The sequence below is a fragment of the Camelimonas abortus genome, from assembly GCF_042432745.1.
Lineage (GTDB): Bacteria > Pseudomonadota > Alphaproteobacteria > Rhizobiales > Beijerinckiaceae > Camelimonas > Camelimonas abortus.
Genome location: NZ_JBHLWR010000006.1, coordinates 2,650,074 through 2,661,780 on the forward strand (window position 1 = coordinate 2,650,074; position 11,707 = coordinate 2,661,780).

9 protein-coding genes are annotated in these 11,707 nt (G+C 72.8%); 2 read left to right on the forward strand and 7 right to left on the reverse strand.

Translation table 11 applies throughout. From position 1 onward, the window contains the following. Nucleotides 1–92: 92 nt before the first annotated feature. Nucleotides 93–692: a J domain-containing protein gene (locus ACFFJB_RS13770; protein WP_376832149.1), complete on the reverse strand. Its 600-nt coding sequence runs from the start codon at nucleotides 690–692 to the stop codon at nucleotides 93–95. 454 nt (nucleotides 693–1,146) lie between these two features. On the opposite strand from ACFFJB_RS13770, the gene ACFFJB_RS13775 reads away from it, so the two are divergent. Beyond that, on the forward strand, nucleotides 1,147–1,449 hold the full coding sequence (locus tag ACFFJB_RS13775) for a BolA family protein (protein WP_376832151.1): 303 nt from the start codon (nucleotides 1,147–1,149) through the stop codon (nucleotides 1,447–1,449). 52 nt (nucleotides 1,450–1,501) lie between these two features. Here the strand turns inward: ACFFJB_RS13775 and ACFFJB_RS13780 are convergent, their stop codons facing one another. The 6 genes from ACFFJB_RS13780 to ACFFJB_RS13805 form a co-directional block, all read right to left on the reverse strand. After that, nucleotides 1,502–2,020: a CAP domain-containing protein gene (locus ACFFJB_RS13780; RefSeq protein ID WP_376832153.1), complete on the reverse strand. Its 519-nt coding sequence runs from the start codon at nucleotides 2,018–2,020 to the stop codon at nucleotides 1,502–1,504. A gap of 47 nt (nucleotides 2,021–2,067) precedes the next feature. After that, nucleotides 2,068–4,848 carry a DUF3772 domain-containing protein gene (locus ACFFJB_RS13785; RefSeq protein ID WP_376832155.1) on the reverse strand — a complete coding sequence of 927 codons (2,781 nt, stop codon included), beginning with the start codon at nucleotides 4,846–4,848 and terminating at the stop codon, nucleotides 2,068–2,070. 131 nt (nucleotides 4,849–4,979) lie between these two features. Next, nucleotides 4,980–8,111, reverse strand: coding sequence for an efflux RND transporter permease subunit (locus ACFFJB_RS13790; RefSeq protein ID WP_376832157.1), 3,132 nt, complete (start codon nucleotides 8,109–8,111; stop codon nucleotides 4,980–4,982). Nucleotides 8,112–8,183: 72 nt separating this feature from the next. Continuing rightward, entirely contained in the window at nucleotides 8,184–9,383 is a 1,200-nt protein-coding gene (locus tag ACFFJB_RS13795; protein ID WP_376832159.1) for an efflux RND transporter periplasmic adaptor subunit, read from the reverse strand. Nucleotides 9,384–9,609: 226 nt separating this feature from the next. Next, nucleotides 9,610–10,641, reverse strand: coding sequence for a site-specific tyrosine recombinase XerD (locus tag ACFFJB_RS13800; protein ID WP_376832714.1), 1,032 nt, complete (start codon nucleotides 10,639–10,641; stop codon nucleotides 9,610–9,612). After that, the gene (locus tag ACFFJB_RS13805; protein WP_376832161.1) at nucleotides 10,631–10,846 is read right to left on the reverse strand and encodes a hypothetical protein; all 216 of its coding nucleotides are present in this window, start codon (nucleotides 10,844–10,846) and stop codon (nucleotides 10,631–10,633) included. The genes ACFFJB_RS13800 and ACFFJB_RS13805 overlap by 11 nt, the downstream gene beginning before the upstream one ends. Nucleotides 10,847–11,032: 186 nt before the next feature. Between ACFFJB_RS13805 and ACFFJB_RS13810 the strand changes: the two genes are divergently transcribed. Next, a complete protein-coding gene (locus ACFFJB_RS13810) occupies nucleotides 11,033–11,635 on the forward strand; it encodes a shikimate kinase (RefSeq protein ID WP_376832163.1) in 603 nt (200 codons plus the stop codon). Nucleotides 11,636–11,707: the final 72 nt, after the last annotated feature.

Genomic DNA, 11,707 nt, shown 5'->3' on the forward strand with positions numbered 1-11,707 from the left:
GTTCTAGAACCCGTTTCGTCCCGGGGCAATGTTTCCCGGTCATGATGGCTGCGCGCCCGCCGCCGGCCGCGCAGGGGGCCGCGCCGGGCGGTTCAGCACATGCCGTGCTGGCGCAGCACGCCGTAGGCCTGGATGATTTCCTGGAACCGGCCCTCAAAGCTGCGGTCGCCGCCGTTGGCGTCCGGGTGGAAGCGGCGCACCAGCTGCTTGTAGCGGGCGCGGATGGTCTCCCGGTCGGCGTCCTCGCGCAGGTCCATGGCTTCCAGCGCCTTGCGCACCGCGATGCCGTGGCGCGGCCGGCCGGCGGCGCCGTGGCGCGGCCCCGCCGCGGCGCGGAACAGGTTGAACGGGTCGTCGACGCGCCCGTCCACGCTGACGCGCGCGCGCACGCCCGCCACGCCGTCCACGCCCATGCGCCAGGTGGGCCGGTGCCCCACCTGGTCCTGCTGGAGGTGGCGGGTGACGTCCTGTTCGTTCATGCCGCTGAAGTAATTGTAGGAGCGGTTGTACTCGCGCACGTGCTCAAGGCAGAAGCGCCAGTACTGCCCCTCCATCAGCCGGCCTTTCGGCGCCCGGTGCTCGCCCGGCAGGGTGCAGCCCGGATGGTCGCACGGCGGCACGCGCGCGCGGGGCTCCTCCGTCTTCTTGCGGCTGGCGCGAATGCGGTCGAACAGGGGAGAAGTCAGGTCCATCAGCTGTGCGTCTTGCGTAAGTGAACCTTGCCCGGCGCGGCGCGCCGGACGCGAAACCTTCGTCGCCGCCGGCGGCCTTCCGCCGCCAGGCCCGTCATGCGTCGCGCCGCTGCCTGGCCTGCGCCCCGCTGGGGGCGCCGGGGACTGGCGCGGCGAATTGCGCCGGGGGTGAGGCAAGGGGCGGAGCGCGTCCTGTCCTCGCCACGGGGAGCCGGGACCGGGCCGCCGGCCCGGTCTCCGGCGGAGATCCAGTCGCCGGAAAGCGGTCTCGGGCGGACCGCAGATGAAGCGCCGGGCGAAGCGCGCCGGGCGGCGCCGGAGCTTCCGGCGGGCAACCGCAGGCTAGCAGAAAAGCGTCCGCGGCGCACGTATGATAATCCCTGTGGTCATTCCCGCCGGGGCCTGGCCGGGCCGTCGCCCGCCCCCCGCGACATGCGGAAAGGATGGAGAAACCGTGAAGCGCGCTGACCTGATCCGCGAGCGTCTCGTCGCGGCGTTAGCCCCGACGGAGCTGGAGATCACCGACGATTCCCACCGTCACGCCGGCCACGCCGGGGCGCGGCCGGAGGGCGAGACCCATTTCTCGCTCCATGTCGTGTCGGCGGCCTTCGCCGGCAAGAGCCGGCTGGAGCGTCACCGCATGGTCAACGCCGCGCTCGCGGACCTGCTGGGGCCGGGCGGCGTTCACGCGCTCGCCATCGCCGCCCGCGCGCCGGACGAGCCGGGCCGGCCGCGCGGCGTGGAGCCGCCCGCCTGAGCGCGGGCGCGGCCCTTCGCGGGCGGCCTTCACGCGCGCCCGGGGCTTTCCCTCACCGCGCCCCGCCGCCGTCGCCGGCGGTGATGAGCGTCCAGTAGACGCGGTGCTTCGAGCCGGGGCGGGCGCTGGCGGCGGCGACGCCGGCGCGCGTGGCGGCCGGATTGCGCATGGCCGCGTCATGCACCGGCGAATCCCGCCAGCCGGAGAAGGCCTCCGCCATGGTGCGGTAGCCGGCGGACATGCTGACCATGGGCGCGGCCACGCCGCGGGCCGCCAGGGTCCGGCGCAGGGCGCCGGCGGAGGCCGGGGCGTCGCGCGCCGCCATGGCCGCGGCCGCGGCGTCAGCCAGGGCCTGCAGCTGCGGGTCGGCCCGCAGCGGCGCAAGGCCGTGGCGGGCGCGGTAGAGATTGATGGTGGCGAGGGCGTCGGCCACGTCCAGCCGCGCGCCGCCCTCGCCGAGATCGACGTAAAACGCCGGGCGGGCCGGCGCGGCTGGCGGCTGCGGTTGCGCGGCGCAGCCGGCGAGGGCGAGCGCCGCGGCGGCGCAGGCGAGACAACGGTTAACGGTCACGGAACAGGGCTCCCCATCTGGCGTAAGGCAGCCTGCGCCGGCGGACGTCAACGCGCCGTTACGGGCGGCTGCGGCGCATCGTCCGGCCCCGCGCCGGCGCGCCCGTCCCCGCGGCCGTCGCCGTTTCCGGCGAGCCGCGCGCGGATGAGGTCGCGCAGGTCGTCCGGCGGCAGCACCCGCACTTCGGCCGGCGCCGGCCTGGGCGGGGCGTAGACGCCCGCGTCGGTCAGCGCCCGGAACAGGCGGTAGTTCAGCTCGCTGCGGATGCGCGACATCGACTCCACGTCGCAGAAGCAGCGCAGCTCGAAATCCTGGGTGGTGGCGGTGAAACCGGTGAACAGCACGGAAGGCGCCGGCTCGCGCAGCACGTCCGGATGGGCCCTGGCGCAGTCGAGCAGCAGGCGGCTCACCGCCTCCGGATCCTGCTGGTAGCCCACCTGCACCGTGATGGAGATGCGGCCGGTGCGGTTGTTGCGCAGCCAGTTCTTCACCGTGCCCGACACGAGGGTGGAGTTGGGCACGATGATTGAGGCGCGCTCGAAGGTCTGGATCTCGGTGGCGCGGATGCTGATGCGCTTCACATGGCCCTGCTCGGAGCCCACCACGATCCAGTCGCCGACGCTGATCGAGCGGTCCCACAGCAGGATCAGGCCCGAGACGAAATTGTTGACGATGGACTGCAGGCCAAAGCCGATGCCCACCGACAGCGCGCCGGCGACGATGGCGATGCGGTCGAGGCTGAGGCCGAAATGCGCCAGCGTCGCCGCGATGGCGATGAAGAAGCCCAGATAGCCCGCCGCGGTGGTGATGGAGTTGCGCAGGCCGGCGTCGAGGCTGGTGGTCGGCAGGAAGCGGGCGCGCAGCCAGCCCTGGAAGGCGCGCGTGAGCAGGACGCCCGCCCCCAGCAGCGCCGCCCCGGTGAGAATGTTCCCCGGCGAGATGTTCAGCCCCGCCACCGACAGGCCGAAGGTGAGATTGCGCAGCGACACGGCGAAATCGCCGGAGTCGACGCCGAGCGGCGCCAGCGCCAGCAGCGCCGCCGTGACGATCACCGCCAGGCGCAGCGCCCCCGCCAGCGCCACGGCGATCTGGTTGAGCGAGCGCTTGCGCACGCCCACCGCCGTCTGCATCGCCACCGAAAGCCGGCTGTTGTCGGCGAACAGCCCGCCGACGCCGTGATCGATCACCGGCAGCAGCAGCTTCGTCACGCCGAACAGCAGCAGCGTCCACATGGACTGTTCGGTGATGAAGGTGGCGAGGGCGACGTAACCGGCGGCCGCCGCCAGCAGCGTCAGCGAGGCCACGGCCCAGCCGGCGAGGCGCCACATGCCCGGCACGGCGCTGTCCGGTGGCACATAGGGGCCAAGACCGTGCTCATCGCAGGCGGCGGCGTCGCGGATGCGCCGCAGCATGGCGACGAGCGTCAGCGCAACCGCCGCCGCGCCCACGCCGCGGGTGGCGGCGACGGTGGCGTGATCGGCGCCGATCACCCCCAGCAGCGTGTCGGCGAGGCGCCCGGCCAGCACCAGGGCGGCGGCGATGAACAGGTAACGCGCCGCAGCCGTCGCCACATGGTCGGGCGCGTCGATCACCCGCCACTGCGGCGCCGCCGGCGCCAGCAGGGCGGCCAGCAGCCGCCACGCCAGGGCGAGAATCACCACCGCCGCCATGGCCGCCTGCAGCAGCTCCTCAAGCGGGCCCGGCGCCAGATTGCTGCCCTCCACGCCCAGATAGAGCAGCCAGCAGCACAGGGCGACGGCCGCCACGTCGCCGGCCGCCGAGAGCAGCCCCACGGCGGCGCGACGCAGCGGGCCGGGCTTCGTCTGGCGGGCGCTGCGGGCGCGCAGGCGCCGCAGCGCCAGGCGCCGCGCCAGCCACACCACGCCGAACGCCGCCAGTGACAGGCCGAAAGGCAGCAGCCGCCCGTCGGCGTAGCGGGCGCGCGCCGTCTCCAGCCACGCGCCGCCCAGCGCGCCCAGCGCCCGCAGGTTGTCCGGCAGCGCGCCGGCCACCCACATCCACAGCTGCGGGCTGAGAATGCTCCACGCGCGGTCGAACAGCGCATGGGTGATGGTGCTGCGCCGCTCGCTGTTCACCGCCTCCGAGAGCTGGCTGGCGTGCAGCAGCAGGGCGTTGCCCACCTTCACGGTTTCGGCCAGTTCGGAGTGGGCGCGCAGGCGGCTTTCGCGTTCGGCCGCGGCCTCAGGGGTCTCGGGGCCGTCCTTCTTTTCGTCGGGCTTCGGCCCGAGCTGGTCGAGCAGGGCCTTGGCGGCGGCGGCGCGCTGGGTGAGCGGCGCAAGGGTCTGCTGCAGGTCGGCGGTCACCGCGGCGAGGCGCTCGCGCAGCTCGTCCAGCTGGGCGCGGGTGTGGTTGCGCCGGGCGAGCGCGCCCTCGATGGCGGCGAGCTGGGCCCGGGCGCGCTGGGACGATTCACTGGCGCTGGCCACGGCGGCGGCGCGGGCCTCGGCGGCGAGGCGGGCGGCCTCGCGGGCGCTGATTTCCGCGTCCGGCTCTCCCGCGCCGGCGCCTGTCGCCGGGGCCGCCGGATCCTGCCCGCGCGCCTGGGCAGGGGCGGCTGCGCCGTTCCGGGCGCTTTTCTCCTGGCCGTTCCTCTCCTGGGTATTTTTCTCTTGAGCGGCTTTTTCCTGGGGCGCCTTCTCCTGCGCGGCCGCCGGCCAGGACGGGAGCGCGCCGGCCGCCAGCCACAGGCCAAGGCCCGCCGCGGCGAGAAGACGGCGCAGGGGGCCGTCCCGGCGTCGCGCCGGCGGCGTCGCGCCGGCGGAGGCGGCGCGGGCGGGGGCGGCGGAGGGAACGGGCGCCTCGGTCATCGGGTCTCCCTGAAGGCTGCCGACGGTCGGCGCTCCGGAGCCGCGGGCGTCGCTCCGGAGGAACGGAACACGGGGTGCGGGGGCCGGCGACGGCGGACGTCCGCTAGGGCGCCGGCCCGCCGCCGGCGGGCTCACCCGGCCTTGCCGCCGGCGTCGCCGCCCGCGGCCGGCATGACGCGCCGCGCCAGGCCCGCCCAGACGGCCTTCGACGCGTCGCTGACCCGCTCCATGTAAATGTAGAGCACGGGGGTGATGTAAAGCGTCAGCAGCTGCGACAGCAGCAGGCCGCCCACCACGGCCACGCCCAGCGGCTGGCGCAGCTCGGCGCTGGGGCCGTGCCCCACGGCGATGGGCAGCGTGCCGATCAGCGCCGCCATGGTGGTCATCATGATCGGCCGGAAGCGCATCAGCGCCGCCCGGTAGATGGCCGTTTCGGAATTTTCGCCGCCGCGCTGCAGCTGCAGCGCCACGTCGATCATCATGATGGCGTTCTTCTTGACGATGCCGATCAGCATCAGGATGCCGATCATGGCGATGACGCTGAGGTCCATCCCCATCAGCTCCAGCGAGAGCAGCGCGCCCACCGCCGCCGAGGGCAGGCCGGTGAGGATGGTGAACGGGTGGATGAAGCTCTCGTAAAGAATGCCGAGCACGATGTAGATGGTCAGCACCGCCGCCAGCAGCAGCAGGCCCTGGTTGGCCAGCGCCTGCTGGAAGATGCTGGCGTCGCCGGACCAGGTGGTGGAGATGGTGGGCGGCAGCTGCATGCCGTCGCGGATGGCCTCGATGCGCTTCGTGGCGTCGCCCAGCGACACGCCCGGCGGCAGGTTGAACGACAGCGTCACCGCCGGAAGCTGGCCGAGCTGGTTGACCGAGAGCACGCCCACCGTGCGGTCGATGCGGGCGAATGCTCCCACCGGCACCAGCTTGCCGGTGGAGGAGCGCACCCGCACCGTGTCCAGCAGGTCGTCGCTCCACTGCATGCGCGGATCGAATTCGATCAGCACGGAATAGCTGTCGCCGGTTGAATAGATGGTGGAGATCTGCCGTTCCCCGAAGCCGCCGTAGAGCGTGGAGCGCAGCCGGTCGGCGTCGACCCCCAGCGCCAGCGCCTTGTCGCGGTCCACGGTGAGCGTCGCCTGCAGGGCGTTGACCTGCAGGTCGGAGGCGACGTCGAGGAACAGCGGGTCGCGCCGCAGCGCGTCGGCCATTTTCGTGGCGTAGTGGTAGAGCTCGTCCTGGTTCAGCCCCTGCATCACGAACTGGTACTGGCTGCGGCTGCGCGTGGCGCCGAAGCGCAGGTTCTGCGTGGGCGTGACGAAGGTGGTGATGCCCGGGATCCTGCCCAGCTCGCGCCGCAGGTCGGCCAGCACCACGTCGAGGCCGGGCCGCTCCTTCTTGGGCTTCAGCTCCACGAAGCCGCGGCCCTGGTTGAGCGTGCCGCCGGAGGCGCCGATCACCGACGCCACGTGCGCCACGTGAGGCGAGCGGCGGAACACGTCCTCAACCTGTTTCTGCAGCCGCGTCATGTCCTGCAGCGAAATGTCCTGGCGCGCCTCCGTGCTGAAGCTGAGCTGGCTGATGTCCTCGATGGGGAAGAAGCCCTTGGGGATGGTCACGAACATCCATCCGGTGGCCGCCACCGTCGCGACGAACACCAGGAAGGTGGCGAATTTCGCCCGCAGCGAGGCCTGCAGCGTGCGGTCATAGGCGGCCAGCATGGCGTCGAAGGCGCGCTCGAACACGCCGAACAGGCCACGGCGCGCCTCCTCGTGCGAGGGCGGGGCCTTGAGCATGCGGGCGCACATCATCGGCGTCAGCGTCAGCGACACGAAGGCCGAGACCAGCAGCGCGCAGGAGACGACGATGGCGAACTCGTGGAACACCCGCCCCACCACGCCGCCCATCAGCAGCACCGGGATGAACACCGCGATCAGCGACAGCGTCATCGAAATGATGGTGAAGCCGATCTCGCGCGAGCCGTCGATGGCCGCCTGCCAGGCGGATTTCCCGTATTCCTCCATGTGGCGGTAGACGTTCTCCACCATGACGATGGCGTCGTCGACCACGAGACCCACCGCCAGCGTCAGCGCCAGCAGCGAGATGTTGTTGATGGAGAAGCCGCACAGGTACATCGCCCCATAGGCGCCGATCAGCGAGATCGGCACCGCCAGCGAGGGGATCAGCGTGGCGGTGAAGCGGCGCAGGAACAGCAGGATCACCAGCACCACCAGGGCGATGATCAGGTAGAGCGTGAACTGCACGTCCGCCACCGCCTCGCGGATCGACACCGAGCGGTCGATCAGCTCGTGCAGCTGGATGGAGGGCGGCAGCTGCGCCTGGAAGGCCGGCAGCATGGCCTTCACCCGGTCCACCACCTCCACGGTGTTGGCGTCCGGCTGGCGGTACACGCCCATGACGATGGAGCGCACGCCGTCATAGGTGCTGGCGGTCTTGTCGTTCTCCACCGAGTCGATCACCCGGGCCACGTCGCGCAGGCGCACCGGCCGGTCGTTGGACCACGCCACGATGATGTCGCGGAACTGCGCCGCCCGCGCCATCTGCGTGTTGGTCTGGATGGTGATGCTCTGCTGGTCGTTGTCGATGGAGCCCACCGGCGTGGAGGAGTTGGCCGCCGCCACCGCCTGCTGCAGCTGGTCGAGGCCGATGCCGCGGGCCGCCAGGGCGTTCGGATCCACCTGGATGCGCACCGCGTATTTCTGCGAGCCGAACACCAGCAGCTGCGCCACGCCGCTGATGGTGGACACCGCCGGCGAGATCACCTGCTGGGCGAAGGCGTCGAGCTCGGACAGCGGCAGCACGTCGCTGGTCAGCGCCAGCAGCAGCACCGGGGCGTCGGCCGGGTTGATCTTGCGGAAGCTCGGCAGGGTGGTCATTTCCGGCGGCAGCCGCCGCTGGGCCGTGGTCAGCGCCGCCTGCACGTCCGCCGCCGCCGCGTCAATGTCGCGGTTGAGGTCGAACTGGATGTTGATGGTGGTGGAGCCGAGCGAATTGGTGGTGGTGATCTGGTCGATGCCGGAGATGGTGGCGAACTGCTTGATCAGCGGCGTCGCCACCGAATTGGCCATCGTCTCCGGCGAGGCGCCGGGCAGCTGCGCCGTCACCGAGATCACCGGAAAATCCGTGCGCGGCAAGGCCGCGACCGGCAGGTTGCGGTACGCGAACAGGCCGCCCACAAGCAGCGCCGCGCACATCAGGATGGTGGCGACAGGGCGGCGAATGCAGAATTCCGAAATGTTCACGTCGCTTGCTCCGGCGTTGCTGCCTGTCGCATGAACGGGCCTGCGCGGGCGCGGCGCGCGCCGCGCGGGGGGTCAGGTCGGGTCCGGCCCGCGCGTTTTCGACGGCGGGCCGGGGTTCCTGGCCAGACCGTCGCCGGCGGACGTCGCAGGGCGCAGCGTCGGCGCCACCTTCACGCCGGGGCCGATGTGCTGCTGGCCCTCCACCACCACCTGCTCGCCGGCCGAGACGCCGGAGACGAGGCCGGTCCTGCCGTCGAGGGCGGCGAACACCGTCACCGGCCGCGCGGAGACCACGTCGTCCTTGCCCACCACATAGACGAACGGCGAGTCCTGGCCCTGCTGCACGGCGATGGTGGGCACCGAGACCGTGTCGGGCCGCTGGTCCAGATCCAGCGTCACGTCCACGAACATGCCCGGCCACAGCCGCAGGTCCTCGTTGGCGAAGGTGGCGCGGGCGAGAATGGTGCCCGAGCTGGTGTCGACGGCGTTGTCGATGAAGTCGATCCGGCTCTCGCCCAGCGCCAGGTCCGAATTGGGCGCGGTGACGCGCACCACCGGCGGCGCCCTGCGGAACGCCTCGCGCAGGGCGGGCAGGTCGCGCTCCGGCAGGGTGAAGGTGACGCGCACCGGCTGGATCTGGGTGATGGTGACCAGCCCCTGGCCGGAGAGGTCGCCGGCGCCGACGAGATTGCCCGGCGCCACGCGCACCGAGCCGAGGCGGCCGGACATGGGCGCGCGGATGCGGGTGTAGTCGAGCTGCAGGCGGCTGGCGTCGAGGGCGGCCTTCGAGCCGGCCAGCGCCGCGGCGGCGCTGCGGGCGTTGGCGACGGCGAGGTCCACCTGTGACTGCGACGCGGCGCTGCGGGCGGCGAGCTGGCGGGCGCGCTCCTGGTCGGCGTTGGCGCGCGCCAGCAGCGCCTCGTCGCGGGCCACGGCGGCCTCGTCCCGGGCCACGGCGGCGCGGGCCTCGCGGTCGTCCAGGGTGAAGAGCAGGTCGCCCTCCTTCACCATCTGGCCGTCCCGGACGTGCTGCGTGACGATCTGGCTGGCGATGCGCGAGCGCACCACCACCGACGCCGGCGTTTCGACCACGCCGATGGTGCGCCGGCGCACGGGAAACGCGCCTTTCGTCGCCTCCTCGGTGATCACCGCCACCGGCGGGCGGCGCGGGCCGGCCGCCGCCTGTTTCGCGTCGCCGGAGCGGAAAAAATGCCACGCGCCGCCGGCGAGGCCGGCGATGAGCAGGGCGAACAGAACGGGGCGCACGCGCATGTGGCGGTCATTCCTGGGGCGTCGGCGCGGCGGGGCGGAGGGCCTCCGCCGCGCAGGAAACCGGGTTGCTTCGGGTCAAGGGGACATTCCGGCGGGCCGGCGGGCGCCGGCGGCCGGGCGGCATACTGGTGTTCACATCTGGTCATTTTGTGTCAAATCCGCAACCGGCGGCCAGCGCGCCCGTCATGGCTGACGCCGCCGCGGGCGAGGGGGGCTGCGCCGGCCTTCAGTCGTCCACCGGCGCGCGCGCCAGCGGGTGCAGGTCGCGCACCACCGATTTCAGCCGCTCGTCCAGGACGTGGGTGTAGATCTGGGTGGTGGCGATGTCGGCATGGCCGAGCAGCTCCTGCACCACCCTCAGGTCCGCGCCATTGTGCAGCAGGTGGCTGGCGAAGGCGTGGCGCAGCACGTGCGGGCTCACCCGCGAAGGGCTGATGCCGGCGGCGGCGGCCACCTCCTTGAGGTCGCGGGCGAAGGCCTGGCGGGTGAGATGGCCGCTGGCGCTGTCGGAGGGAAACAGCCATGGCGAGGCCGCCGGCTCCGGCGCGGCTTTCTTCGGGCGGCCGCGCCGGCGCGGGGCGGGCGGCGCGTCGCCGGCCGGCGCCGCGGCCCGGGGCCCCGGCTCCGGCGCGCCCAGCGTCTCCAGCGCCTCCAGCCAGCGCTTCATGGCCGCGCGCGCCGCCTCGGTGAGCGGCGTCAGCCGCTCCTTGCGGCCCTTGCCGGTGATCACCAGAAAACGTTCCTTCGTGCGCGCGGCGGAGGCCGGCAGCGACACCAGCTCGGAGACGCGCATGCCGGTGGCGTAAAGCAGCTCCAGCAGGCAGCTCATGCGCGCCGCCCGCAGGCGGGCGAGGCGGGGGCGGCTTTCGTCGTCCAGCCCCTCGCGCGCCGCCGCCAGCAGCCGGTCCACCTCGGCGATGGTGAGGATTTTCGGCAGCGGCCGTCCCAGCTTCGGCCCCTCGATGGCGACGGTGGGGTCGTCGTCGCGTTCGCCCTCGGCGTAGAGAAACTTGTGCAGCTGGCGCACGGCCGAGAGCCGCCGCGCGGCGGAGGAGGGCGCCAGCCCCCGTTCGTGCAGGCCGGCGAGCCAGCGGCGCACCGCCGCGGCGTCCGCCCCGAGCGGCGAGAGGCCTTCGCCGGCGAGGAACGCGGCGTAATCGGCGAGATCGCGCGCATAGGCGTCGAGCGTGTTGGGCGAGGCCCCACGCTCGGAGGCGAGCATGTCGAGAAACAGGTCGGTGCTGGCGTCAGCGCGCATCATGCCTCCGCGCGTCGTGCTGCAGGTCATTCGCCGTGGCGCGGGCGGTCACGGGGGCGTCCGCGCTCCCGTGCGCCGGCAGCCGCACGGGCGCGACGATCTCGCGCGGAACGGGCGTCACCAGGGTGGCCAGCGCCGTCATCACGGCGAGGATCACCGCTCCCAGCGCGGCGACGGCGCAAACGAGGCGGAACAGCGTCGGCATCTGCTCTCCGGTTCTTCGGTGGCGCGGCCCCCGCTGCGGCCCGCCGGACCTCGGCATGATGCGCGGGCGCGGTTCCTGAAGCGTCAACGGCGCCGGTTTTCCCCGGAGCGCCGGCGCGGCGGCCTCCGGCCGGCTCCGCGCCAGTCATGGCGAGACAGCTGCGGGAAGGCATGGTATCGACATGCCATGACGTTGCAACAACACCCAGACGACCGGCTGACCCCGTCAGCCGTCGCCGCGCGGATTCGCCGCGGGCTGCGGGGGCGCTCCCTGGTGCTGGTGGGGCTGATGGGCTCCGGCAAGAGCACGGTGGGGCGCCGGCTGGCCGCCCGTCTTGAGCTGCCTTTCGTCGATTCCGACGCCGAGATCGAGAAGGCCGCCGGCAAGACGATTCCCGAAATTTTCGCCACCCATGGCGAGGCCTTCTTCCGCGACGGCGAGCGGCGCGTCATCGCCCGCCTGCTGGCCGAGGGCGGCCAGGTGCTGGCCACCGGCGGCGGCGCCTTCATGGATCCGGGCACGCGGGCGCTGGTGCGCGCCCGCGGCGTATCCGTGTGGCTGAAGGCCGACCTCGACGTGCTGATGAAACGCGTGCGCAAGCGCGGCGGGCGCCCGCTGCTGCAGGCGCCCGATCCGGAGGCGGTCATGCGCCGTCTCATGGAGGAGCGTTATCCGGTCTACGCCACCGCGGACATCACCGTGGAATCGCACGAAAGCCCCCATGAGGTGGTGGTGGACGCGGTCATCCGGGCGGTGCTCGACTATCTGCCGGATCATCCGCCCGCGTGACGGCCAGCGGCCGGCGGGCGCAGCAGGAGGGCGCGCCTTCCCGGAGCGGAAGGCGCGCGGTCACGGGCGGAG